At 43.1% G+C, this 25,023-nt stretch carries 21 protein-coding genes, 12 tRNA genes and 1 rRNA gene; 8 read left to right on the top strand and 26 right to left on the bottom strand.

From position 1 onward, the window contains the following. Nucleotides 1-29: 29 nt before the first annotated feature. Entirely contained in the window at nucleotides 30-1,034 is a 1,005-nt protein-coding gene (locus A5877_RS13995; RefSeq protein ID WP_005237126.1) for a nucleoid-associated protein, read from the bottom strand. A gap of 168 nt (nucleotides 1,035-1,202) precedes the next feature. Between A5877_RS13995 and A5877_RS13990 the strand changes: the two genes are divergently transcribed. The 3 genes from A5877_RS13990 to A5877_RS13980 all read left to right on the top strand — a co-directional run bounded on the left by A5877_RS13990 (nucleotide 1,203) and on the right by A5877_RS13980 (nucleotide 3,168). Beyond that, nucleotides 1,203-2,042 (top strand): aldo/keto reductase, encoded by an 840-nt coding sequence (locus A5877_RS13990; protein ID WP_042890321.1) that lies wholly within the window; start codon nucleotides 1,203-1,205, stop codon nucleotides 2,040-2,042. A gap of 25 nt (nucleotides 2,043-2,067) precedes the next feature. Continuing rightward, on the top strand, nucleotides 2,068-2,349 hold the full coding sequence (locus tag A5877_RS13985; protein WP_005237130.1) for a hypothetical protein: 282 nt from the start codon (nucleotides 2,068-2,070) through the stop codon (nucleotides 2,347-2,349). Between the two features lie 114 nt (nucleotides 2,350-2,463). Beyond that, a complete protein-coding gene (locus A5877_RS13980; RefSeq protein ID WP_005237132.1) occupies nucleotides 2,464-3,168 on the top strand; it encodes a hypothetical protein in 705 nt (234 codons plus the stop codon). A gap of 38 nt (nucleotides 3,169-3,206) precedes the next feature. Here A5877_RS13980 and A5877_RS13975 read toward each other — a convergent pair whose 3' ends face one another. Continuing rightward, nucleotides 3,207-5,681, bottom strand: coding sequence for a hydroxymethylglutaryl-CoA reductase, degradative (locus A5877_RS13975; protein WP_016621005.1), 2,475 nt, complete (start codon nucleotides 5,679-5,681; stop codon nucleotides 3,207-3,209). A 192-nt stretch (nucleotides 5,682-5,873) separates the two neighbouring features. Here A5877_RS13975 and A5877_RS13970 point away from each other — a divergent pair, with 192 nt between their 5' ends. The 4 genes from A5877_RS13970 to A5877_RS13955 all read left to right on the top strand — a co-directional run bounded on the left by A5877_RS13970 (nucleotide 5,874) and on the right by A5877_RS13955 (nucleotide 10,268). Next, the gene (locus A5877_RS13970; protein WP_016613067.1) at nucleotides 5,874-7,034 is read left to right on the top strand and encodes a hydroxymethylglutaryl-CoA synthase; all 1,161 of its coding nucleotides are present in this window, start codon (nucleotides 5,874-5,876) and stop codon (nucleotides 7,032-7,034) included. A gap of 500 nt (nucleotides 7,035-7,534) precedes the next feature. After that, the gene (locus A5877_RS13965) at nucleotides 7,535-8,512 is read left to right on the top strand and encodes an ABC transporter substrate-binding protein (protein WP_005237146.1); all 978 of its coding nucleotides are present in this window, start codon (nucleotides 7,535-7,537) and stop codon (nucleotides 8,510-8,512) included. A gap of 29 nt (nucleotides 8,513-8,541) precedes the next feature. Then, complete coding sequence (locus tag A5877_RS13960; protein ID WP_005237148.1) at nucleotides 8,542-9,462, top strand: ABC transporter permease; 921 nt, start codon at nucleotides 8,542-8,544, stop codon at nucleotides 9,460-9,462. Next, nucleotides 9,462-10,268 carry an ABC transporter ATP-binding protein gene (locus A5877_RS13955; RefSeq protein ID WP_005237149.1) on the top strand — a complete coding sequence of 269 codons (807 nt, stop codon included), beginning with the start codon at nucleotides 9,462-9,464 and terminating at the stop codon, nucleotides 10,266-10,268. The genes A5877_RS13960 and A5877_RS13955 overlap by 1 nt, the downstream gene beginning before the upstream one ends. A 75-nt stretch (nucleotides 10,269-10,343) precedes the next feature. On the opposite strand, the gene A5877_RS13950 is transcribed toward A5877_RS13955, so the two are convergent. The 10 genes from A5877_RS13950 to arcA form a co-directional block, all read right to left on the bottom strand. Further along, nucleotides 10,344-10,988, bottom strand: a complete 645-nt coding sequence (locus A5877_RS13950) for a V-type ATP synthase subunit D (RefSeq protein ID WP_005229243.1) — start codon at nucleotides 10,986-10,988, stop codon at nucleotides 10,344-10,346. Beyond that, nucleotides 10,988-12,376 (bottom strand): V-type ATP synthase subunit B, encoded by a 1,389-nt coding sequence (locus A5877_RS13945; RefSeq protein ID WP_005237151.1) that lies wholly within the window; start codon nucleotides 12,374-12,376, stop codon nucleotides 10,988-10,990. Before A5877_RS13945 ends, A5877_RS13950 begins: the two co-directional genes overlap by 1 nt. Next, the gene (locus A5877_RS13940) at nucleotides 12,376-14,151 is read right to left on the bottom strand and encodes a V-type ATP synthase subunit A (RefSeq protein ID WP_008380990.1); all 1,776 of its coding nucleotides are present in this window, start codon (nucleotides 14,149-14,151) and stop codon (nucleotides 12,376-12,378) included. The genes A5877_RS13945 and A5877_RS13940 overlap by 1 nt, the downstream gene beginning before the upstream one ends. 31 nt (nucleotides 14,152-14,182) lie before the next feature. Next, a complete protein-coding gene (locus tag A5877_RS13935; protein ID WP_005229240.1) occupies nucleotides 14,183-14,497 on the bottom strand; it encodes a V-type ATP synthase subunit F in 315 nt (104 codons plus the stop codon). Further along, on the bottom strand, nucleotides 14,490-15,491 hold the full coding sequence (locus A5877_RS13930; protein ID WP_005237156.1) for a V-type ATP synthase subunit C: 1,002 nt from the start codon (nucleotides 15,489-15,491) through the stop codon (nucleotides 14,490-14,492). The genes A5877_RS13935 and A5877_RS13930 overlap by 8 nt, the downstream gene beginning before the upstream one ends. Nucleotides 15,492-15,505: 14 nt before the next feature. Continuing rightward, on the bottom strand, nucleotides 15,506-16,096 hold the full coding sequence (locus A5877_RS13925) for a V-type ATP synthase subunit E (protein WP_016613061.1): 591 nt from the start codon (nucleotides 16,094-16,096) through the stop codon (nucleotides 15,506-15,508). Nucleotides 16,097-16,112: 16 nt separating this feature from the next. Next, nucleotides 16,113-16,586 carry a V-type ATP synthase subunit K gene (locus A5877_RS13920; protein WP_005237160.1) on the bottom strand — a complete coding sequence of 158 codons (474 nt, stop codon included), beginning with the start codon at nucleotides 16,584-16,586 and terminating at the stop codon, nucleotides 16,113-16,115. Next, complete coding sequence (locus tag A5877_RS13915; RefSeq protein ID WP_008380982.1) at nucleotides 16,570-18,561, bottom strand: V-type ATP synthase subunit I; 1,992 nt, start codon at nucleotides 18,559-18,561, stop codon at nucleotides 16,570-16,572. The genes A5877_RS13920 and A5877_RS13915 overlap by 17 nt, the downstream gene beginning before the upstream one ends. Continuing rightward, complete coding sequence (locus A5877_RS13910; RefSeq protein ID WP_008380980.1) at nucleotides 18,562-18,873, bottom strand: hypothetical protein; 312 nt, start codon at nucleotides 18,871-18,873, stop codon at nucleotides 18,562-18,564. It abuts the gene before it with no gap. 384 nt (nucleotides 18,874-19,257) lie between these two features. Then, on the bottom strand, nucleotides 19,258-20,475 hold the full coding sequence (gene arcA, locus A5877_RS13905) for an arginine deiminase (RefSeq protein WP_086316982.1): 1,218 nt from the start codon (nucleotides 20,473-20,475) through the stop codon (nucleotides 19,258-19,260). Nucleotides 20,476-20,907: 432 nt separating this feature from the next. On the opposite strand from arcA, the gene A5877_RS13900 reads away from it, so the two are divergent. Continuing rightward, a complete protein-coding gene (locus tag A5877_RS13900; protein WP_086316981.1) occupies nucleotides 20,908-22,905 on the top strand; it encodes a beta-galactosidase in 1,998 nt (665 codons plus the stop codon). Between the two features lie 81 nt (nucleotides 22,906-22,986). Here A5877_RS13900 and A5877_RS13895 read toward each other — a convergent pair whose 3' ends face one another. From A5877_RS13895 to rrf, 14 genes are all read right to left on the bottom strand, one after another. After that, nucleotides 22,987-23,439 (bottom strand): HIT family protein, encoded by a 453-nt coding sequence (locus A5877_RS13895; protein ID WP_086316980.1) that lies wholly within the window; start codon nucleotides 23,437-23,439, stop codon nucleotides 22,987-22,989. Between the two features lie 187 nt (nucleotides 23,440-23,626). Beyond that, nucleotides 23,627-23,711, bottom strand: a tRNA-Leu gene (locus A5877_RS13890). 27 nt (nucleotides 23,712-23,738) lie between these two features. Continuing rightward, nucleotides 23,739-23,809 (bottom strand) — tRNA-Cys (locus A5877_RS13885). A gap of 41 nt (nucleotides 23,810-23,850) precedes the next feature. Next, nucleotides 23,851-23,922: transfer RNA gene (locus A5877_RS13880), tRNA-Gln, on the bottom strand. A gap of 10 nt (nucleotides 23,923-23,932) precedes the next feature. Then, nucleotides 23,933-24,005 (bottom strand) — tRNA-His (locus A5877_RS13875). 28 nt (nucleotides 24,006-24,033) lie between these two features. Beyond that, a tRNA-Trp gene (locus A5877_RS13870) sits at nucleotides 24,034-24,107 on the bottom strand. Between the two features lie 5 nt (nucleotides 24,108-24,112). Continuing rightward, nucleotides 24,113-24,193 (bottom strand) — tRNA-Tyr (locus tag A5877_RS13865). Nucleotide 24,194: 1 nt separating this feature from the next. Beyond that, nucleotides 24,195-24,270 (bottom strand) — tRNA-Phe (locus A5877_RS13860). 36 nt (nucleotides 24,271-24,306) lie between these two features. Beyond that, nucleotides 24,307-24,380, bottom strand: a tRNA-Asp gene (locus A5877_RS13855). A 4-nt stretch (nucleotides 24,381-24,384) separates the two neighbouring features. Continuing rightward, nucleotides 24,385-24,457 (bottom strand) — tRNA-Val (locus tag A5877_RS13850). A gap of 23 nt (nucleotides 24,458-24,480) precedes the next feature. Beyond that, nucleotides 24,481-24,552: transfer RNA gene (locus A5877_RS13845), tRNA-Glu, on the bottom strand. A gap of 11 nt (nucleotides 24,553-24,563) precedes the next feature. Beyond that, nucleotides 24,564-24,652: transfer RNA gene (locus A5877_RS13840), tRNA-Ser, on the bottom strand. Between the two features lie 48 nt (nucleotides 24,653-24,700). Beyond that, nucleotides 24,701-24,774 (bottom strand) — tRNA-Asn (locus A5877_RS13835). An 11-nt stretch (nucleotides 24,775-24,785) separates the two neighbouring features. Beyond that, a 5S ribosomal RNA gene (gene rrf / locus A5877_RS13830) occupies nucleotides 24,786-24,901 on the bottom strand. Between the last annotated feature and the right edge of the window lie 122 nt (nucleotides 24,902-25,023).

Genomic DNA, 25,023 nt, shown 5'->3' with positions numbered 1-25,023 from the left:
CCGCATCATCCACACATAAGACCTTTGTCCTACATCCGATTAATTACTTCTTCTACATTTTTGATCGTTACGGAAATCGTTCCGTCTGGATTATTGATAAATTCGATCAAATTTGGATCTCGGTAAACATCCAAAGGAACGATCAATTCGATCCCGTTAGATAATTTTAGTTTTTGTTTCCCGAATTTTTTCTCTGAGATCTCACGGACATCCCGCATCATTGGTGCCTGATTGACAAATCCTTTTTCAGCCACTTCTTCTTGAAAAGAAAGCTGAGCGGTAATATTGTCTTTAAAGACTTTTTGCGCCACTTCACTGACATCAATGTGTCCTGACTCTTCGATCGTGTCGTAAACCGCTTCTTTTAAATCGGCAACAACGTTATAGGTAGGTGTTTCAAATTTCTGACCAATTTTTTCCGCTACTTTTTTGATGACTTTGACGTTTTCTTCTAACGAGGGAATCGGTTCGGCATCAATGACTTTCGTTGAAAAGTAGGCATATTTTTCACCTGAAAAGCTATATTTCTTTTCAATCAGTTCAAAGTCTAAGCTCTCCACATCAATTGTGATCCCTTCATCGGCCTTTTGAGTTTTACCTGCTAGTAAGGCACGATGCAAAATCAAATTGTTTTCGATCCCAGCTTCCCCATTATCAATAAAGTGCGTATAGCCGTCTTGATAGTTGACCTTCAAAAATGCCAACTGCATTCTTGTATCAAATTCATACAAGACCACAAAGGCATCCGCACTTGGTGCATCTTCACTTTCCTTGTACGCTTCATACCACCGTTGGACGATCGCTTCACTGGCTGCGACAAAGTCTTCGGGTGCTTGTTTGACCAGTTGAGCGATCATTGATGTTTCGAGTAAACGCCCTGTTTTGGTTTGCGGTGTTGCAAGTTTCTGTATTTTTTTCGTCAAATAATCGCGGATGTATTCCGTGGTCAAATCGAGTTCAACTTGAGAAAAAACCGGATCACCAGTTTGACGGTCAATAATGTGTAATATCGCATGTTTCAAATAAATATCCATTAGTTACGCTCCTTATCCATTTGTCTAGTGTACAAAAAAAATAGGCGAACTGACAAGAGCCAAACGTCATTTTTCTTATTGGTCACTTCCTTTTTGAAAGATGCATTCATTGGAAAATCCGTCCTCGTCTGCTAAACTAAAGGTATCACAGAAAACGGAGGAATGAACATGAACAGCTATACGTTATCAAACAATGTAACCATCCCTGAGTTAGGTTTTGGCACATGGCAAACACCAGACGGCGACGTTGCCGTAGCATCAGTCAAAAAAGCACTGGAAGTAGGTTACCGCCATATTGATACAGCCCAAGGCTATAAAAATGAAGCCAGTGTTGGTCAAGCGATCAAAGAAAGCGGCATTCCCCGCGAAGAACTCTTTTTGACTACAAAATTGTGGAATGCGAACCATTCCTATGATCTTGTGATGTCTTCTTTTGAAGAGTCCTTAGAGAAACTACAAACAGACTATATCGATCTTTTCTTAATCCATTGGCCAAACCCAGTAGCCTTTCGTGACAACTGGCAAACAGCGAATGCAGAAACATGGCGCGCTTTTGAAGAATTGTATCAAGCAGGCAAAATCAAAGCGATCGGGGTCAGCAACTTCTTGCCTCATCATTTTGAAGAATTGAAAAAAACAGCGACCATCTTCCCAATGGTCAATCAGATTTTCCTTGCACCTGGCGAGTTACAAGAAGAAGTGGTGACTTATTGCCAAGAACACGATGTATTGCTTGAAGCATACAGCCCATTAGGTACCGGGAAGATATTTGATGTACCAGAAATGAAAGCATTAGCTGAAAAGCATCAAAAATCAATCGCTCAAGTTGCATTACGCTGGTCTTTACAACATGGTTTCTTGCCATTACCAAAATCAGTCACACCAAGTCGGATCGAAGAAAACATCCATGTCTTTGATTTTGAGCTATCTGAAGAAGACATGAATACGATCGATCAATTAGATGGCGTCGTTGGGAAAGCGACCAATCCAGATACGACAGGGTTTTAATTTTACTCTCTATAAGGAGAAGCCTATGAAGACAACTGATTTGATTCACCTCTCCCCTGCTGTTCAAAAAGCCTTACATGCTGATTTTGTTTTTCTTGTATGGCCAGGCAAAGTCCAACATTTTCCGGCGCGTCAATGGTCGTCTAGCGACTATCAGCAGATGCTGGCTGAGAAACTCACTGGGGAAGTACGCTTTTTTCTTTGGGAAAACTACTTAGTCGCCACTGGAGACAAGGAGCTTTTGATCCTAATGCCTAAGTACCATCAAATCAATGATCTAGTAGAAACGCCAACGCCGCTTCTTTAGCAGCGCTGGCGTTTTTTCAGGAAATATATAATTTTTTTTGTATTTTTTCATGAGAATGACTGTTCTTTTCTGCAAATTTTCCTTATAATCGATAGTGATCGAGAGGAGAAGATTATGAAAAAGAAACAATTAGCAAAATTGAAACAACAATTCCGCCCGTCTTATGAAACAGCTCGACAACAGTTGTTTACAGCGATCGAGCGCAAAACAGCAGATAAGTTCGACCTTCCGACAACTGTTTATATCAATCCTAAAAATCAAGAGGAATTATTGATTGAATTGTTGAAGGAAACACCCAAAGAACAAAAAATCGCTGTTCCTTTAGATGAGAACTTCAAAATCGTCGTGAAACGAATTCAACGCTTAGAAGCTGGCTTACTTGATCGTTTCAGCGATAACTTAGTCGATGAGATCGCTGCTTACTGGTTACCGACCAATCCGCAAGAAAGTGCGGCACCTACCTCCGCTCCTGCGAAAGAACCAGCAGAAGTGAAGGAAGAAACGGCACCAACTATACCTGCATCAACTAAAACTAAAGAAGTGGAAAAATCAACGGCTGATGATTCTGACGAATCCATGACTTTTTCAGCATTTGCCGAAAAAATCGCAGCATTCCCTAAATTTTCTGCAAAACAATCTTCAGGAGAAACGACCGTGATCGAAGCTTCCCCGAAAGAAGATCGTGTTCTAGCAACAATTTCTGAAACAGAAAGTGATACTTTTACCATCGAAACCGCTCTAGAACGCAAATACAAAGTAAAACTAGAAGTCATTCCATTGATCGAGGCGTATGCCCACACGGCGATTTCTAAACGATAAACAAAAGGTTCTCTAGGAATTTCCCTAGAGAACCTTTTTTAGTTGCGTATTTCTGTTAAAAATTTACGGGCTTGCTCTTGGTTCATTTGACTCGCCGCTCGCAGCTTAGCTGCCAGCTGATCGATCTCAGTTCCTTTTGCCCCAACTGAAATAGCTAATGAACGGGCTTGCATGCTCATATGGCCTTGCTGAATTCCTTCTGAAACCAATGCCCGCAAAGCTGCCAGATTCTGAGCCAACCCGACACTTGCCGCCAGCGAAGCTAACTCACTCGCCGTTTCAACACCGGTCAAAGCCAACGCCGCTTGGGCTTTTGGCAATACTTTTGTGGCACCCCCGACTGTGGCGATCGCCAACGGAAGTGTGATACTACCAATCAAACGGCCTTCTACTATTTTCCAAGAAGTCAGCCCTTGCATGCGACCATTACGGGCAGCATAGCCATGACAAGCTGCCGAAACGGCACGAGTGTCATTTCCGGTAGCCAAAATCAGCGCTTCAACGCCATTCATGATCCCTTTGTTATGGGTGGCGGCACGATATGGATCAATCTTGGCAAAATCAGCTGCATGAACGATTTTTTCGGCAACTTGTCTACCCTTTCCGATCTTGCTCAGTTTGTCAAAAGGCACGGAGCAAGTGGCTGTTACTAACGATTCCGTGGCAAGATTACTTAAAATACTAAAGAGAATTTCTTCTTCTGGGAACCACTTCCGAAAGAGGTCGGCCACTCCTTCTAAAATCGAATTGATGATGTTGGCGCCCATGGCATCTTTGACATCAACCAACAAATCGATTGAGACATAGGCTGTTGCTAATTCAGATTCTGTTGGCGAGAAGTTCCGACTAATCACTCGTCGTAAGCCCCCGCCGCGTTTTACGATCGAGGGATACGCCGCGTTCGCCACTGCAAAAATCGCCGCTTGCTCTGTGTTGACTTTTGCCAAAATGGCATCCGGGTCCTGAACAGTCATAAAGACGATCTGGCCTCGAAGCAAACGTTCTTGACTGGTCGTTGTAATGGGCCCAGCCATTTTTGCTCCATTGCTCATCGCTGCAATCACAGAAGGTTCTTCTGTGGCTAACGGGACATTGTATCTCTTGCCATTCACTTGCAGATTCAACCCCACACCTAAGGGAATCTCCACTTCACTGATCTGGTTTTCGATCAAGTGATTGGCGGTTTCCTTGTCTAATGCCATTTCTTGAAAAACCAAGGATTCGGCTGCTGTGATCGCCCCTTGTGCTTCAAGAAAGGCTAGTCGTTCGTTAGGCGTAAGGGCGTAAAACTTTTTTTTTTCTGTTTTTTCTGATGCCGACTCTTCATGAAAATCGGCTTGACTTGCTGCCGCCGAAGGGTTTTCTAACAGCATCGCTAGCCCTAACCCGCCACCGACACATAAAGAGGCGATCCCATAACGTTCTTGTGTGTCTTTTAGCTGATAAGCGACGGTCGTTGCGATCCGAGCACCGGTTGCTCCAATCGCATGGCCAAGGGAAATGCCTCCACCGTAACGGTTGACTTTCTTGGGATCCAAACCAAGTTCACGTTCTACTACGATCGAGGAAGCTGCAAAGGCTTCATTGATTTCAAAAATACCGATATCTTCAATCGACAGTGCTTGCTTTTTCAGCAAAGTATCGATTGCTTTGATTGGTGAGATTCCCATGATCTCTGGGGCAAAGCCAACTTCAACGATCTCTTTGATCACTGCCAGATAAGGAATCTGATGCTCCTCACAATAGCTTTTTGAGGCGATCAAGACCATGGCCGCCCCATCATTGATGGTTGAGGCATTCCCAGCAGTCACCGTACCGTCCTTTTTGAAAACCGTTTTTAGTTCAGCTAATTTTTCGACTGTCGTAGCGGCGCGAATGCCTTCATCCTGGGAAACGGTAGCAGACTTTTCGGTCACGGGTACGATCTCTTGCTCAAATTTCTTTTCCGCTTGTGCTTTGGCAGCCTTCATTTGGGAGTGGTAGGCAAATTCATCTTGTTCTTGTCGAGTGATGCCATATCTTTCTGCAACAGTTTCAGCCGTTAAGCCCATCGGTTTGCTGCTAAAAGCGTCTGTTAAGCCATCATGCATCATTGTCGATACTGGATTTGAATACTGATCATCCGCCTTGTTATAATAACTGAATAGCGGCGCATTCGTCATACTTTCGATCCCACCTGTCAAGACGACTGATGCCTTGTTTAACTGAATTTGCTCCATGCCCATTAGAATCGCTTTCATTCCCGAACCGCAAACTTCGTTGATCGTTGAGGCTGGAATATCTGAAGAAAGCCCACTTTGCAGGGAAACTTGGCGACTTGGATTTTGCCCACTGCCTGCTTGCAGGACATTTCCGATAATCACTTGTGCGATATGTTCTTTTGCTTGTTGGTTTCTTGCCAACAAGGCTTTCGCAGCAATTGTTCCTAATTCTACTGCTGAATATTCTTTTAATGACCCATGGTATTTGCCAATTGGCGTTCTTAGTGCGTCGATAATGACAACTTCTTCCACGTACGTCACCTCCTCTTGAAATATATCATTAAATCCTCCAAAAAAGAATACCCCACATCAGCTTGCTGTGCCCTTTTCTACTTTCTTTAATAAAGTTTAAATTCTAATCAATTCTTTTTCATTTTTTTCAAAAAATATGATACCTTAGAACGTGTAGCCTACTAAGTACGTAGAACATAAAGGAGCGACGGAATGAACGTTGGTATTGATAAAATAAATTTTTATGTCCCCCCCTATTTTATAGATATGGTTGATCTAGCTCACGCCCGAGAGGTCGACCCAAATAAATTTACGATCGGGATCGGTCAAGATCAAATGGCGGTCAATAAAAAAACGCAAGATATCGTCACCTTTGCCATGCATGCGGCAAAAGATATCCTCACAAAAGAAGATTTACAAGCAATTGATATGGTGATCGTCGGCACAGAATCCGGCATCGATGAATCAAAGGCTTCGGCAGTGGTTTTGCATCGCCTATTGGGTATTCAACCATTTGCCCGCTCCTTTGAAATCAAAGAAGCGTGTTATGGCGCAACAGCAGGCTTACAGTTTGCTAAAGCCCACGTACAAGCCAATCCAAAAAGCAAAGTTTTGGTGGTGGCTTCAGACATCGCCCGGTATGGCTTAGCTTCCGGTGGAGAGCCCACTCAAGGCGTAGGTGCAGTTGCTATGCTGATCTCTGCAGATCCAGCGATTTTGCAGTTGGATAACGATAATTTGATGTTGACGCAAGACATTTATGATTTTTGGCGTCCCGTTGGTCATCAATATCCAATGGTAGATGGCCACTTGTCAAATGCCGTCTATATCGATTCCTTTAAACAAGTTTGGCAAGCCCATTGCGAAAAAACGCAACGCACAGCAAAAGATTACGCTGCATTGAGTTTCCATATTCCTTATACAAAAATGGGAAAAAAAGCCTTATTGGCTGTTTTTGCCGAAGAAGAAGAAACGCAACAAGAACGCCTGATGGCTCGCTATGAAGAATCGATCGTTTACAGTCGTCGTACCGGCAACTTGTATACGGGTTCATTGTACCTAGGCTTGATCTCTTTATTGGAAAATTCCTCCAGCTTACAAGCCAATGATCGGATAGGACTGTTTAGTTACGGCTCAGGAGCGGTTGCTGAATTTTTCAGCGGCGTATTGGTACCCGGTTATGAAAAACAGTTAGCACAAGCTGCTCACCAAACGTTACTTGATGCCCGTCAAAAACTAACGATCGCTGAATACGAAGCAATGTTCAATGAGACCATCGATATTGATCAAGATCAATCCTTTGAGGATGATCTGCTTTACAGTATTCGTGAAATCAAAAATACCATTCGTTATTATAAAGAAGAAAACGAGTGATGTTAAGAAAAACTTTGTTTATTTTCAAGCAAGAAAGCTTGATGAAACAAAGTTTTTTTCTTTCTTTTTAATTTGTTGAAACAAAGCATCTTTTTCAGACTTTTTCTGATTGTTATTCAAAAATTTTCAGATAATTCAGGAAAAACATTTGACAGTCCGCTTTTTTTTGTCTATACTAAAAACAATTCAAGTATGGAGGAACTTTTTTATGTTAAAAACGACCGTGTCCCCACAACTGAATATCTTTTACTTTAGCTACTTTAGATAGTTTGTATTCATAACACATTATGGATGCAAACCGCAAAACGAGTTTTGTTTGTATCTATGATGGCTAAAGCATTTTAACTTGAACTTGCAGCCATGTAGAAAATCTTCTAAATGGTTGCCAATATACGTTTACGCTTGGTATAGGATCGAATCCATTTAGACGATTGTCTGAATGGATTTTTTTGTTCAGGTAAACCCCAATTAAAAAAGAAACGTTTATAGGAGGAGTTACAATGAAAATGAAAAAATGGATCACAACTGGATTATTAACGGCTTCACTACTGGCACTGGCAGCTTGTGGGGAATCAAACAATGCTTCTGAGGGAAACGACGGATCAAAAACAGTCGGTGTCTTGCAACTCGTGGAACATGGCTCCTTGAATGCCGCCTACGAAGGATTTAAAGAAGGCTTAGCAGAAGCGGGCTACACAGAAGGTGAAAACCTGACGATCGAATACCAAAATGCGCAAAACAGTCAAGACAACTTAAAAAGTATGAGCGAACGCCTAGTGAATGCCAACCCTGATCTTTTATTGGGCATCGCTACCCCTGCTGCTGTTTCGTTAGCAAATGAAACCACTGATACCCCAATCGTGGTTACCGCAGTTACTGACTTAGTTGGGGCAAAATTAGCCGACTCAAATGAAGAACCCGGTCGCAACATCACCGGTACGTCAGACATGGTACCCATTGAGCAGCAGATCAATTTGCTGTTAAGCATCGTCCCTGACGCCAAGACGATCGGCATTATGTATAATGCAGGTGAAGCTAACTCGAAAATTCAAGCAGACTTGGCAGAAGAAGCCTTAAAAGCTGCTGGAGTCGACGTTAAAGTATTGACCGCCAATACCACCAATGATGTGCAGCAAGTGACCACTAGCCTGGCAAAAGATGTCGATGGCATTTATATTCCAACAGATAATACCTTTGCCTCTGCTGCTGCAATCGTCGGTGAAGTGGCGAAAGAAACCAAAACACCGATCGTCGCAGGTTCCGTGGAACAAGTCGATGATGGAGCTCTAGCAACTTATGGTATTGACTATAAATCACTAGGCATTCAAACAGGAAAACTAGCAGCAAAAATTTTGGATGGCGATGCAGAACCAGCTACCACACCCGTTGAAACAGCGGAGAATTTAGAGTTAGTCGTCAATGAAGAAATGGCTGCAGCTTTAGGGATTGATCCTGCCAGCATCACTGCCCCAGAATAACCATACTATTTTAGATTTGAGGAAATCATATGAATTTAGTCGACACGTTCTTACTATTACTACAATCTGCCACCTCTCAAGGGATCCTTTGGGCATTGCTGGCAATCGGGGTATTTTTGACCTTCCGTATTCTGGATATCGCTGATTTAACTGCAGAAGGAAGTTTTCCATTAGGTGCAGGGATCGCTGCAATCAGTATTACGAATGGCGTTTCCCCCATACTAGCCAGTTTGATGGGCTTTGGCGGTGGCATGTTAGCCGGCTTGGTATCCGGACTACTGCATACAAAACTAAAGATCCCAGCCTTGTTGGCCGGGATCATCACGATGACTGGGCTTTATTCCATCACAAATCGTGTGATGGGTGCTCCCAACATTGCCTTGTTAGGACAAGACACGGTCTTCACCCAATTTCAAGCAATGGGTCTGACCAAAAACAATGCCGTGATTCTTGCGGGCTTTCTCTTCGCAGCTATCGTCATTTTGTGCTTGTTCCTCTTTTTCCGTACAGAGATCGGCTTAGCATTGCGCGCAACAGGTGATAATTTAGCTATGAGTGAAGCCAACGGCATCAACACCGATAATATGAAGATCATCGGTTACATGATCTCTAATGGCTGTATCGCCCTTTCAGGTGCTCTTTTAGCCCAAAACAACGGTTTTGCTGACCTAAACTCCGGAATCGGTACGATCGTGATTGGCTTAGCATCGATCATTATTGCAGAAGTTTTATTTGCCAATAAATCTTTGCTTTTGCGGTTGATCACCATCGTGATTGGAGCGATCGTTTATCGCTTTATCCTGGCCGTCGTTTTCGAGTTCAATGTCGAAGCCAATGATATCAAACTGGCATCCGCAATCGTCTTAGTCATCTGCCTCTCGTTACCGCAGCTTCGTTCAAAACTAGGACTTAAAAAGATGCTGCCAAAAACCAAAGGAGGCCAATCCTAATGACTTCAGTCTTAACAATCGAAAATCTACACCAAACCTTTGAAAAAGGGACGATCAATGAGAACCATGTCTTGCGAGGCATTGACCTGACGATGAATGCCGGAGATTTTATCACGATCATCGGTGGCAATGGTGCCGGAAAATCGACCCTTTTAAACAGTATTGCAGGAACGATCCCAACAGAACAAGGAAAAATCACCTTAGATGGGAAAGACATCACCCGTTTATCCGTTACGAAACGCTCAAAGGATATTAGCCGAGTCTTTCAAGATCCACGTATGGGGACAGCGGTTCGTTTGACTGTTGAAGAAAACTTAGCACTTGCTTACAAACGGGGCCAAGTCCGAGGGTTTGCGACAGGCGTCAAAGCAAAAAATCGCGCGTTTTTCCAAGAAAAATTAGCCAGTCTAAACTTAGGCTTAGAAAATCGTCTTTCTGCCGAGATCGGTTTGTTATCAGGCGGACAGCGTCAAGCGATTACCCTCTTGATGGCAACATTGCAACAACCTAAATTGATTTTATTAGATGAACATACCGCTGCCCTAGATCCAAAAACCTCGTTGACTGTCATGGCATTGACCGATCAATTGATTCGTTCACAGCAGTTGACGGCCTTCATGGTTACTCATGATATGGAAGATGCCATTCGCTATGGCAATCGCCTGATCATGCTTCATCAAGGCAAGATCGTCGTGGATATTGCCGGTGAGCAAAAGCAACATTTAACAGTCCCTGAATTGATGGAAATGTTCCATCAAAATAGTGGTGCTGAATTAAAAGATGACCAACTGCTCTTACGCTCTTAACAAGCAAAAAGACACGTAGAAAGGAACCCCCTTCTACGTGCCTTTTTTGATTCTTCCAAATGATTGGCAAAATCCTTACTTTGCTTCATTTTCCGCAATGATATCTGTGACCTTCATCAAGCGGGTCAATGTTGCTCGTTCGTCTTCTGCCAGATTGCTTTCGATGTATTGAATGGTTTCCGTCAGCTTGGGAATCGTCATATACTCTAACGCATTGACTCTTCGCCTCGTCCGCTCGATCTCATTGGCCATCAGTTGACAGGTTTTCTCGATTTCGGCCAACTGAAGCATCACTGGCAGCATCTGATCAAGATGAGACAACGAGAGATCCAGCTCACTGGTGGTACTTACAAAACCGTAGGAAAAGTCATCATCGGAGCTCTCTTCTTCGTAAACAGGATTTAACACTGGCACATCCATATTCATGATGGTCCGACTTTGTACATCTAGGGTCACTTTATTTAAAGGGATCATAAATGCTTCTTGCAAAACGACATCGGGAATACTACTAGAAGCCAGCACATACTCTTCCATCCCTGCTTGCAGCGCAGTTTCCATTTTTTTACGAAGCTCCTGGTTTTTCTTTACTAGCTGAATGAATTGGCGCACCAGCTCATCTTGCTTGTCTTTCAATAATTTGTGACCACGGGTTGCCGTCGTCAGCCGTTTTTTCAAACGACTTAGTTCCATCCGAGTTGGATTGACATTTAAGATCGCCATTAAGAACTCACATCCTCGTCCGTTGGGTAATAGGCGTCGATAAATTCTTCTTTGATACGGCTCAACTCTTGTTTTGGCAAGGTAGCTAATAGCTTCCAGCCTAAATCTAACGTTTCTTCAATCGTCCGGTTGGTTTCAAATCCCTGGTTGACATACTCTTTTTCGAAAAGATCTGCAAAACGCGCGTACTTTTTATCAAGATCAGACAAGGCAGACTCTCCTAAAACGATCGATAACTCTTTGGCAGCTTTCCCATCGGAATAGGCGGCATAAATTTGATTCATCGTTGCCGCATGATCTGCACGGGTCTTACCTTCTCCCGTTCCTTTGTCCTTCAACCGAGAAAGACTTGGCAAAATATCCACTGGCGGATTGATATTGCGTTTGTAAAGGTCCCGCGACAAAATGATTTGTCCTTCTGTGATATAGCCAGTCAAATCAGGAATCGGGTGGGTTTTATCGCCATCTGGCATCGTTAAGATCGGAATCTGTGTGACCGATCCTTCTTTGCCCATCAAACGTCCTGCCCGTTCATACAGTGTAGCTAAGTTGGTGTATAGATACCCTGGGTAGCCGCGACGTCCCGGAACTTCTCGGCGGGCAGCGGAGATTTCTCGCAATGCTTCGCAGTAGTTCGTCATATCGGTCATGATCACTAAGACGTGCATGCCTTTTTCAAAAGCCAAATACTCTGCTGCAGTCAATGCCATCTTAGGAGTAGCGATCCGTTCGATTGCTGGATCGTTGGCAAGGTTCATAAACAAAACAGATCGATCTAATGCACCGGTTTTGCGGAATTCATCCACGAAAAATTCAGCTTCTTCAAACGGAATCCCAATTGCTGCGAAGACGATCGCAAAATTGCCTTCTTGGCTGGGTACTGTTGCTTGTCGTGCGATTTGAGCAGCGATCTCTTTATGAGGCAAACCAGAAGCAGAAAAGATTGGTAATTTTTGTCCACGAACTAATGTATTTAAATGATCGATCGTTGAGATCCCAGTTTGGATAAATTCATCCGGGAAGTCCCGTGCCATCGGATTGATGGCTTCACCGTTTACATCGATGCGTTTTTCGGGCAAGATTCTCGGGCCATTATCTTTTGGTTTTCCTAAACCGTCAAAAACCCGACCCATCATATCTAGAGAAACCCCTAAAGTTAAACCAGTTCCTAGAAACCTTGCTTTGCTTTCTTCAGCACTCAAATTACTGGTACCTTCAAATACTTGGACAACAGCATTGTCATCACTGACTTCCAGTACTTGACCTTGACGGATCTCGCCTGTGTCCATGCGGACCTCAACGAGTTCGTCGAATTTAACGCCTCGAACATTTTCGACCACCATTAAAGGGCCGGCAATTTCGGAAACTGTACGATATTCTTTTAACATCAATGAACACCTCCAGTTTCAATGATTCGTTGTAACTTTTCTTTGATGTCATGCTTGATCGTATCCAAGCGGGTCAATTCTTCTTCAGGAATGTATTTGCTGCGGGCGATGCGCTCACGCAGATCAACCGTTCCTTTTGTGATCTCATCTAAGTAAGCACCTAGCTGCAGTGCACGTTGGGCTTGTTCATTAAAGTAAAGAATATTCTCCAACATTTTGAACTGCTTATTGCGAGATGTATACGTGTCAACATCATCAAAGGCGTTTTGCTGCAAGTAATCTTGTCTCAAAGAACGGGCTGTCATCATTGTCAAACGGTCTCTTTGAGAAAGAGAATCCATCCCTACCAATTGAACGATTTCTTCTAAACGGCTTTCTTCTTGGAGAATCGCCATTGATTCATTGACTAGCTCCGACCAGCGATCGCCTAATAATTGATCTAAATAAGAATTGATTTGATCTTCATAAAGGGAATAGGAATTCATCCAGTTGATGGAAGGAAAATGCCGTTTTTGCGCCAGCATACTATCCAATGCCCAGAAGACTTTCACGATTCGTAAGGTATTTTGGGTGACCGGTTCTGAGATGTCTCCACCAGCAGGTGAAACCGCACCAATTGCGGTAATGCTTCCTTCCCGAGGCTGTGTGCCTAATGAATGGAAACGCCCCGCTCGCTCATAGTATTCCGCAATTCGACTTCCAAGGTACGCCGGATAGCCTTCATCTCCTGGGATCTCTTGCAATCGTCCACTCATTTCCCGCAGCGCTTCTGCCCAACGTGATGTTGAGTCTGCCATGATAGCAACACTATAGCCCATGTCACGGTAATATTCTGCAATCGTGATTCCTGTATAGATTGAGGCTTCCCGAGCAGCAACTGGCATATTCGACGTATTGGCGATCAAGACCGTTCGTTCCATGATTGACTTGCCGGTATTTGGATCGATCAGTTCAGGAAATTCATTCATAACATCCCGCATTTCATTGCCTCGCTCGCCACAGCCGACATAGACCACGATATCCACATCCGACCATTTAGCAATTTGGTGCTGAACAACCGTTTTTCCGGCACCAAATGGTCCGGGAACGGCAGCTGAGCCGCCTTTTGCCACTGGAAAATAGGTGTCGATGACTCGCTGTCCAGTGACCAGTGGTTCGCCTGGATTTAATTTAGCAGTAACGGGACGTGGTTGACGAACCGGCCATTTCTGAACCATCGTCAAGTTTTTTTCACCCTCAATGGTTTCTAAGACACAGATCACTTCAGTAATAGCAAAATTCCCTACCATGATTTCTTTGACGGTTCCTTCATAGTTTGGTGGCACCATGATCTTATGCTCGATCACCGATGTTTCTTGTACTGAACCTAAAATGTCGCCACCTTGTACGGTATCACCGACTTGTACTTGAGGGACAAAGGTCCATTTCTTTTGGCGATTCAGTGGATCGATGGTAACCCCTCGTTCCAAAAAATCACTTTCTGTTTGCGACATAAACGTATCTAATGGTCGTTGGATCCCATCAAACATCTGAGTCAACAAACCTGGTGCTAGTTCGACAGACAATGGTGCGCCTGTCGTTTCCACGGGCTCGCCTGGTCCGATTCCCGCTGTTTCTTCGTATACTTGGATCGAAACCAGCCCTTTTTTGATCTCAATGATCTCACCGATAAGGCCCTTGTCACTGACTTTGCAGATTTCGTGGATTTTTGCGCCACTTAATCCTGAGGCGGTGACCAGTGGTCCCGATACTTTTTCAATTGTGCCAAATGCCACATTTATTCCTCCTAGCTGGCTGACTTGTCTGTTATGAATCTAATATATTCATTCCTACCGCTTTTTCCACATTTTGCTGAATTCGTGCCATGCCGATCCCTAAACTACCCGTACTACTTGGAATCGGAATGATCGCTGGTGTCGGTACTTCTTCATAGCGGCGAACGATCGGTTCTAATTGTTCAATCAGTCGCTCAGTCAAAAAGATTACCCCATAGGCTTCAGCCATTTCTTCTAGTTGTTGGGCGGCTTCATCCAAATCGCTGACTGGAAAGATGTCGATCCCTAGCCCTTTGAAAGGCAAGATCGAGTTCTTACCACCCATCATTGCTATTTTTTTATGCATAACTATCACGCACCCGACTTCTTAAAATCTCTTCCGGCACCTTATTGATTTTCCCAATCAGGAGAATACGCAAGTTCTTGCTTTCAATTTCCTTGGCGTACAAGTACCCTGCCAATGCTGAAGGGCCAAAAGGAACAATTTTATGTTCTTTGAGCTTCGCCATTAGAAAATTGTCTTTGCGTATATCAAAGGTATTCAAGGTCTTCTTCTCTACCAACTCTTCATAGCTGTGATTGATCAGTTCTTTATAAGGAGTCCCTTGCAAATATGCCACAAATGCCTCAAGGGAAGTCGTGATCTCAGCTAACAATTCTTTTGCAGGTAGGTTTCCATGATCGGCTAAAACTGCGCTGATAAAGCCGCGCTTGCGTTTCATCGCGTAACTGCGCAACGTTGTTGAAATGTTGAAAATATCGATTTGTCGACGAATCAAGCTTTGCAGCAGATCGTCGTCGTATTCTTTGCCAATCGTCCACAATTGTTCCCAATAGTGGTTATCAAAGATGATGTCGATCGATTGGACCTCATGGTAGTTCTCAATATAAGAGAAGACTTCTTCCACACAATCAACCATCTCTTTGGCAACAAGATTGCTTTTTCTGGTCTTGACCAGATCCTTAAGGACGGAAAGCGGCTGGGTACCAATTGGGACAAGATATTCAGAAAAATCTTCTTGCATGTACGCCGCTTTTACCAAGACTTTCAGATTTTGATAGTCATATTTCAAAGCAAAGAAATCAACGATCGCTTTTTCCGGTGTCAGCTGATACATCGTGTCGTATACCCGTTTCAACTCCGCCATCAACACATGTTCAAAGTCGTGTACACGATCATCCTCGTTGATGAAGTCACCATAAACCGTTTCTTGCAACATACCGTAGATTTCTTCTGCGCTAGCAGCCGAGAGCATCCGCTCATAGCGGCTGCGATCGAATAATTGCGATTCATACGTCCGAATTCTCGTATTTAAGGTATTGTATTTGATGTCATTCATCTGTTTGCACCTGCTTACTGTTCAAAAATCAATTGCAGTAACGTATTACTTAACTCTTCTTTGTTGGCTTCTAGTAGCGCATCAAAAGTAAAATTCAACTCGATCGCTTCTTGTCGCAACAAAAAGCCACCCTTACGAGGGATCGTTTTATTTACCAGTTCCAGCTGAACATCTGGGGCAGATGCCTGCAATTTAGCGAGGAGCTCCTCATCCACTAAATGGCGGGTCTTCTCACCTAAAAGCAACTCAACCTCACCAGTTAACCTTGCATTCGCCAAGCCATTAGCGATAAACGCATAAAATGCTGCTTGATCCATCGTATTTAAACGGGTCAAAGCCTCAGTAAACAGCTCATCTAAGACCGACTGCTTTGCTGCCAAGACCTTGTTTCTTGATTGAATATGCACATCTGAGATTTCCAAATACATCGCCGCACGTTTTTCTTTTTCATAAAAAGCTAACCGCTCACTAAGCTCTTTTTCTAATTGCGTTCGCTTCAAGTTTTCTTGATTTTCACTTTCTTTTTTCGCTTCTTTGATTTGCAGCTGGTATTTCTTTTCCGCATCAGCGGTTATTTTGTCAGTTAAACGTGTAATATCAGACATTCACTTTTCCCTCCTCTTAATTCAAGACAAGCAAGAAGGAAATAACGAACCCTAAAATACAATACGTTTCCATCATCGCTACCAAGATAATTCCTTTGGTCACATGTTCTGGTTTTTTGGCTAAAATCTGCATCGCAGCACTTGCGGCACGTCCTTGCCATTTTCCGGCTACGATCGCTGTTAATGCGATTGGCAATGAAGCAATAAACAAGTACAATCCGCGATCGAATGAGAGCGAACCGCTGATTTGACCAAAGATCATAAAGGAAATTACGAACCCGTATAACCCCTGAGTACTAGACAGCAACTCTAAGATCAACGCTTGTCCGAATTTCTCTGGCTGCTCTGAAATCAAGCCTGACGCTGCTTCACTGGTCATCCCAACACCAATCGTTGATCCGATACCGCCGCAAATCGTTGCGGTCGCTACACCTAAAGCTGCAAAAACAATTCCACCATTTTCGTAAAAGAAACTAATCCAATTTTCCATTATTGTCCTCCTGTAACTTCTCTTCTGAGATGATCTCTACATAGTTTTCATTTGATTTGAAGGGGTCAAAGGCACGTCCGCCCCCCGTAAAGAATTTTCCAAAATACTCTAAATACTGCAAACGGATACCATGAACATACGCACTAAGGTAACTTAAGAAAATATTTAGGCCATGCAATGCCACAAATAATAAGATACCAACCGTAAACCGGGCTGCTGGCGGCAGGTAGCTGATGATCAAGTTGAAGGCTGAGGCGATACTTCCGCCGGCAACCCCTAACGCCATCAGACGGGTGTAACTGATCAAGTCACCAACATAATTGGTCACATCCATCAATCCGTACAATCCAGAACCGATTTTTCCTGCTAAGGTTTTACCTTCTAAACTGCCTCCGATGGCCACTGCTAATAGACTGGCAGCGATCATTACGATCCCAATCATTTGTAACGGTGTGTCAGGGAAAAGCAGCATTCCTGCGGCAACAAAAGCCACACTGATCAAAAAGACGATCCATGAACCGGCTTGGAACATCGCAGCCAGTTTCTGGTCTTTTTTCTTCCATAGAATATAGAATTTCAGCGCCAAACCAAACATGATCTGGATGTACCCAAAGATCACGGATAAGACTAAGATCTGGTTGACATCATCCTGGGCAGACAACAGTTGGAATGAGAATTCAAATCCGAAGAAGTTGCCATAGATCAAGCCCCAAATAATCGTGGGGATCGAGCATAACTGAAAGAGGGTCAAGTTTTGTTCCAGCCCTTTGCTGAGGTGGAACAGCTTTTTACCAAGAAACGTCGCCAGAAACAAAAGCAAACCATAGCCAAAATCGGCAACCATCATCCCGAATGCCACCATATAAAAAGGCGCCATAAATGGTGTCGGATCTAACTCGTCATATTGCGGCAAGCTGTACATCCGAACAAGTCCTTCAAAAGGTTTGATCCAACGTGCGTTTTCTAATAAAATCGGCACATTACTAATCTCTTTTTCCGTCACTTCTTGGTATTCGAGGTAATAGTTATCCGTAGTTCCTTTTTTGATGCGTTTTTCTAATTCGGCCGTTCCATCAACAGGAACCCAGCCAGAAAGCGAGACCGCATGAGTAGAACGTAAAAGCATCTTATTGCTTTTTAAGCGGGTGATTGCTCCATCTAAATACTCGGCAACGATCCGCAAAGTTTCTTGCTCGTTTGTCATTGCACGAAGAGAGGCTTTGATCTCTTTTTCTTCATCAATTAAACGTTGGGATTTTTCTTTCATCGTTTGCAGATCTTCTTCTGGGATGCCCTCATAAGGGTAGATGTATTGCTCAAAGGCTACTTTTTTAAGAAGTGAAGTTACTTTTTCTTTTACATCTTTGTGGAAAAGGACCAGTAAATAAGTGGTTGTTTGTGATTGATAAACAGTTTCCACATAGACGAGCGGCAGCTTCTCACTGTTCGTCGTAAAGTCAGCCATTTCAGAAGTGGGAATCGAACCTAGCAAGCCACCTGATTTTTTTAATTCCTTTAAAACCGCTGGACGCTCTTTAAAATACTTCCAAATCGACAGCTCTGCTTCTTGTGCTAATACATCGCGTTTTTCTTGATCGATCAAGCGAAGACGTTTGTCTTGTTTACGAAGGGTCTGGCATAATTCTTGCCAGGGATAGGTGTGGGCTGTTTCAGCCAATTCTTGAAGGGTATATTTTTTGATTGGTTGCCGCAGTTGTGCCAGCATTCCTTTTTTGGGTACATATTCTTCTAAAAAATTTAAGCTCCAGTTGACTTGACCAAACTGGTTCTCCATTTCTTCTTCAGACTGTTCCTCGCGAACCGGTGTCAAAACACCCGTCGTTTCTTCAGAATCGTAGTATTTCTCCGAAGAAAGCAGTTCTACGCCCTGAAAGTCTTGCAGCTGCTCTAAAACAGCTTCTTTCTGATCGTAAAAGGTCAACAGACTGAACTTTTGCATTTTTGCAATTGCCATTTATGTCACAACCTTATTTATTATTATTGCCAATGCTTCTTCCTTTAACTCATTAGGGATCGTTCGTAGTGTTTCCACTTCTGCTTTCGTTTTAGCCATGAGCGGTTCTTTTGACTGTGTTAACTCAGCTGCGATTTTTTGATTGATTGCTTCTTTTTGTTGGGCTTCTTTTTCTGCCAACTCTTTTTTAAACGCCTTCAACCGTTCTTCGCGTTCTTGTGCCAATTGTTTTTTTTCTGCTTCCGCTTCTTGGTTTTTATTTTCAGCAAATTGCTCTGCTTCTTGTAATAATCGAATTGCATCTACTGCCATTTTCTCACCTGCTTTCCCTTTTTTTCCGCAAAAAAAACCACTACAAATCAAGCATATGGCATTCGCTGATCGTAGGGTGTCAAAAATCAATAAGTGGCAAATACCTTCACCTATTTCCGTTTTCTAATATAACCGTACCATAAATTTAGCGATAGAACAAGGTTCCTAGCGTTTTTTTATAGTCTTTACATATAAAAGTCACAAAAATTACACATTTTCACAAAAAGAAATCCTTTTCAATTTATAGGGGGTTAAATGATGACAAAAAAGAAAGATTAGAAACAGAATGCCGTTTCAAATCTTTCTTTTATTTTTCTCTCTTCTATTTCTTAACTTTCATAATTTCAAAGCAAAAATCCGTAATTAAAATAACAAAGATTCGTCCTACTCACGAATAAATGGCATACTCATACAGCGTGGACCTCCACGTCCGCGAACCAATTCACTTCCTGAGATCTCATTCAACTTGACGCCTGCCTCTTTTAACAACCCGTTGGTGATGGTATTGCGGTCATAGACCACGACTTCCCCTGGGGCGATCGCCAATGTATTGGAACCATCATTCCATTGTTCTCTGGCTGCTGCCGCTAAGTCGTCACCACCACAGCGAATCAAGTGTACTTCAGGCAAATCTAAATAACGGCAAAGAATGTTTTCCAACGTATCTTTTTCCTCATATACTCGCACACCGTCCTTGTGTTTAGTGATTGAATACAGCGAAAGTTCTCCCTCGATTTCTGGATGGATCGTGAACTTATCATGATCCACCATCGTAAAGACCGTATCTAAGTGCATAAATTTTCGTTCTTCACCAATATTAAATGCCAAGATATGTTCAAAACTCGGTTCTGTAGCAAAAATCGTTTCGGCAATTTTTTCGATAGAAGCAACCTCGGTTCGTTGAGAGATACCGATCGCCACGATTTTATCAGATAAAATCAGCTGATCGCCGCCTTCCATCCGCGTCGTTTCGTCCCGATGATACAAAAAGTTCGTCTCATTGCGGGAAAACATCGGGTGGTGCGTAAAAATTTGTTTTCCGTAGAGGGTTTCTCGTCTTCTCGTTGCAGAATACATTCGATTCAAGGAAACGCTATGACCAATCGTAGCAAACGGATCTCTCGTGAAATACAAGTTTGGCATTGGATCGATCAAAAAAGGATATTCCGTTTCAACGATCGTCGTTAACTTGCTAGCTCTTGGAATTTCTACCTCACTTTTTTTCAAGCCCGCCATCGTATGATCGATAAAGGAGCGATTATCTTTGATCGATAGGAAAAAATTGCGCACTTCGTTGCGAATCTCTTCATCAAGGATCGTTGTCTCATTTAAATAATCTTCTAAAAAAGCTTCTTTGGCACCGGTCGTCGACAATGTCTCTGCAACAAGATCTTCCAAATAAAGGACTTCCACCCCTCTGTTTCTTAACGTCTCGGCAAAAAAATCATGCTCTTTTTGTGCTTGGTCTAGAAAAGGAATATCATCGAACAACAAGCGATCAAGATAATCCGGCATCAAGTTTTCCAATTCTGCTCCTGGACGATGCAACAGCACCCGCTTTAAGGGCGCAATCTCAGAAAAGATCTGTATTGGCTGGTTCATGGACTTTTCTCTCCTTCTTGGCAATTTTGTAGAATAACTTATGTCATTCTTTTTTTTGATTCTACATCACATAATTATTCATTTCTTCGACTCATCGTGTTTTTTCTACTCGTGATTCAAAGTTTTTTCGGATCATATAGTTATAAACATGCATTTTAAAAAAAAGAAACCCCCGATAAAAAAACAACTAATAAAGAATATAAATTCTAGATACTTTAATTTACCGCCTTTTTCAATTGTATATTTTTGTTAAAAAAACAGCAAGGCAAAAGAACTGGCGGACTATAGCCCTAGTTGCGAAACCAGATTGAACTATCTTTGTTTTTTTGGATCATTTCATGATTTTCAAATGATACCGCTATCAAACAGATGAATATTTGATATGATTCAAGTATCTTGATACTAAAGAAACGTCTATAAAGGAGCGATTTGATGAAAACGCAACGTCAGCTTTACTATGGTGCCGACTACAATCCTGAACAATGGTCTAAAGAAGTCATTCTTGAAGATATGCGCTTAATGAAAGAAGCAGGTGTGAACTATGTAAGTATCAATATTTTTGGCTGGGTCAATCTGCAGCCAGATGAATCCACCTATGATTTTGACTTTCTGGACTGGTTGATGGATCTTTTATATGAAAACAATATCATGATCGATCTTGCAAATGGTACAGCATCTCCTCCCGCTTGGCTTGTTCAAAAACACCCTGAGATGCTGCCTGTGACCATTCATGGCAATCGACTGGTTCATGGTGCGCGCCAGCACTACTGTCCGACTTCCCCTATCTATCGTCAATATGCCGCCGATTTGTCTGAAGCAGTCGCAAACCGTTATGCTAATCATCCAGGGCTGGTCATGTGGCATATCAATAATGAATATACGTGTCACATCCACGAGTGTTATTGCGATCATTGTCGGAAAAGATTTCAGACATGGTTAGCAGAGAAATATCTGACCATCGCTGGATTGAATGATGCTTGGTCAACGAAGTTTTGGAGTCAATCCTATGGCAGCTGGGAGGAAATTTTCTTACCAGAGGCAATGCCAACCTTCAAAAATCCTGCACAGCAATTAGACTACCGTCGGTTTCTTTCCGACATGAATCTGGAACTTTATCAAATTGAAAAGGCGGCGATTGCAAAATATTCCCATGACATTCCTTATATGACCAATCTTATGGGCTTACACAAATACGTAGATGGATTTAAATGGGCACCTGAAATAGATGTGGTCAGCTGGAATTCGTACCCGAATCCCTTTGAAAAAAACCCTTACCCGCAATTTCTTGCTAACGATTTAACCCGCAGTTTGAAGAAAAAGCCATTCTTGATCATGGAGCAAGCCACCAGCGCCGTTAATTGGCGACAAATCAACGGGGCCAAGACCCCCAACCAGTTGCGTCTTTGGAGTTATGAAGCGCTAGCTCATGGTGCTGATGGTATCATGTTCTTTCAATGGCGACAGTCTCGTGGCGGTGCGGAAAAATTTCATAGTGCGATGGTGCCTCACGGAGATCCTCAGTCAAGCCGTATCTTTCGTGAATGTGCACAATTAGGCAACGAATTTTCGCAACTATCCGAAATCGTTGGGACGCGCTTCTTGGCTGATGTCGCAGTTGTCTTCGACTGGGAAAATTGGTGGGCGCTGGAATTGGATGCCAAACCAAGAACCTTAAAATACATTCATCAGTTACGCAGCCTGTATGCCGCACTTAGGGCGTTAAATCTGAGCGTAGACTTTGTCCATCCTTCCGAATCCCTAGGCGGCTATCCTTTAGTGATCGCCCCAAATCTCTATTCAGCACCCGAAGCATTCGGTAAGAAGATCCATGATTACGTGCGACAAGGCGGCATCTTCTTGACCAATTTCTTTAGTGGGATCGTCAATGAATATGACCAAGTCTATCTTGGGGGCTATCCAGGACTGTTTAGGGACACCTTAGGGATCATTGTAGAAGAGTTTTACCCAATGAAAGCGGCTACCCATCACCAAATTGACTTCCAAGGTCGTCGGTACGACAATTCTCTATGGGAGGAAGTCATCCATCTAAAAGGTGCGAAAGCTTTGGCAACCTTCCATTCCGGTTATTTGACCGATAAGCCAGCCATTACCATGAACCGGATCGACGATGGATATGCGTATTACGTAGGAACAGAATTGTCCCTTGAAGGTCTAACAACATTTTTAACGAGCATTCTGGAAAATCACAATTTAACGACTCATGCCCAGCTCTTCTTGGCTGCTCCTACTGAAGTCTCCGTTACCTGCCGCAAAGGTGCTGGCTATACACTCGTCTTTCTCTTAAACCATACCGAGCAGACAACAGAAGTGAAGCTGAAAGCCGCTGGAGTAGACCTTCTAACCAAAGAGACCAAACAGTTGACAGTTCTGAAACCAAAAGAAGTCGCAATTCTTAAGTATATTGATTGATCTAAGGAAAGAACCTCCATGAAGCGATCGCTTCATGGAGGTTCTTTTATTGAGGTTACTAGATTAGAAAGGTTCATTAGACTAACGATAGGCGTTTTCTAAATAAGAGCTTATCTTTTGTCTTCGCTCTCCATCTCTTTTTTCTGAATAGTGATACTCTGGATTAGTCCAATGGGATTTGTCATACAACCAAACAGGCATTTTTTTCGCTTCGTCGGTTTCCCATTCATAACGAGGAAAAAGATGTGCATGAAGAAAGTTATCGGTATTTCCCAATAGTTCATAATTGATTCTCAATGGAGAACAAGCCTGTATTATAGCATCTCCTAAAAGAGTCATATCAGTTAAGAAAATCTGTCGCTCGCTTAAATCTAGATCATTTAAAGAAGCCACCTCTCTTTTAGGTAATAATACACAATATCCGGGAAGAAATTGGACATCGCCATAAACAGCAAAACTGCCAGGCAATTCTTTGATCACCATTGGATTTGTCCCATCTATCGCCGATTTGATTCTATTCTCATACCATTTCAATTTGATCCCCCCTCTTTCCTGTTCCTTGCAGCTATTCAAGTAAAAACTATACAAGATTAAGGAAAGGCTTTCAATAGTAACAAAACAAAAAAATCTTTGCTATATGAGTTGTCCTCCAAAATCGTATTTGTAGACTTTTATAAACAAAAAAATGTATCAATCTTATAAAAGACTGATACATCAATGATACCGGCGGCCGGGGTCGAACCGGCACGCCCTCAACGGGCACTGGATTTTGAGTCCAGCGCGTCTGCCAATTCCGCCACGCCGGCATGTTGAAAGGTTAGTATTTAGTACTAAGGCGGTAACCGGATTTGAACCGGTGATGAAGGTTTTGCAGACCTCTGCCTTACCACTTGGCTATACCGCCATTATACTATTGTTGCAATCTACAATCAAGTGAAGATTGTACTGGGGTAGCTGGATTCGAACCAACGCATGACGGAGTCAAAGTCCGTTGCCTTACCGCTTGGCTATACCCCAAAAATGAAAGGGCGAATGATGGGAATCGAACCCACGAATGCCGGAGCCACAATCCGGTGCGTTAACCACTTCGCCACACCCGCCGTAATAAGAAACTATTGAAATATATAATGGCAGGGGCAGCAGGAATTGAACCCACACTAACGGTTTTGGAGACCGCTGTTCTACCTTTAAACTATGCCCCTATAAATGGAGGAGAGTGGATTCGAACCACTGAACCCTAAGGAACGGATTTACAGTCCGTCGCGTTTAGCCACTTCGCTACTCCTCCATGGTGGCGCGGGACAGAATCGAACTGCCGACACATGGAGCTTCAATCCATTGCTCTACCAACTGAGCTACCGAGCCATATAAGAAAATATAAGTTTTACAAAAATAATGAAACGGTCTGGACGGGACTCGAACCCGCGACCTCCTGCGTGACAGGCAGGCATTCTAACCAACTGAACTACCAAACCGTAATGGGGGTTAACGGGATCGAACCGCTGACCCTCTGCTTGTAAGGCAGATGCTCTCCCAGCTGAGCTAAACCCCCGGAGGTTGTTCATTAAATTGTAATGATCCGTACGGGATTCGAACCCGTGTTACCGCCGTGAAAGGGCGGTGTCTTAACCACTTGACCAACGGACCTAAGTTTAAAACGGAGAGTAAGGGATTCGAACCCTTGAGACAGCGATAGCCATCTACATGATTTCCAATCATGCTCCTTCGGCCACTCGGACAACTCTCCAGCCTAAAAGAAGCTCATTACTCTTGCTTGTTTTCTCTTATTAGAGAACTCCGGCAGTAGGACTCGAACCTACGACATCATGATTAACAGTCATGCGCTACTACCAACTGAGCTATGCCGGAAAAATTGAAATGCGTGGCGACGTCCTACTCTCACAAAGGGAAACCCTTCACTACAATCGGCGCTAAGAAGCTTAACTTCTGTGTTCGGCATGGTTACAGGTGTATCCTTCTTGCTATCGCCACCACACTATTCAATTGAGTAAGTGTTGCTCACTCAAAACTGGATCGAAGAAATCAAAACGCTACGAGTTTACGTGCTTTTTTCTTTTTGGTTAAGTCCTCGATCGATTAGTATCAGTCCGCTCCAAC

The organism is Enterococcus sp. 3C7_DIV0644, assembly GCF_002141235.1.
GTDB classification, from domain to species: domain Bacteria; phylum Bacillota; class Bacilli; order Lactobacillales; family Enterococcaceae; genus Enterococcus_D; species Enterococcus_D entomosocium.
Note: the sequence above shows the minus strand (reverse complement) of the source record. Positions and strands in the feature narration are given on the sequence as shown.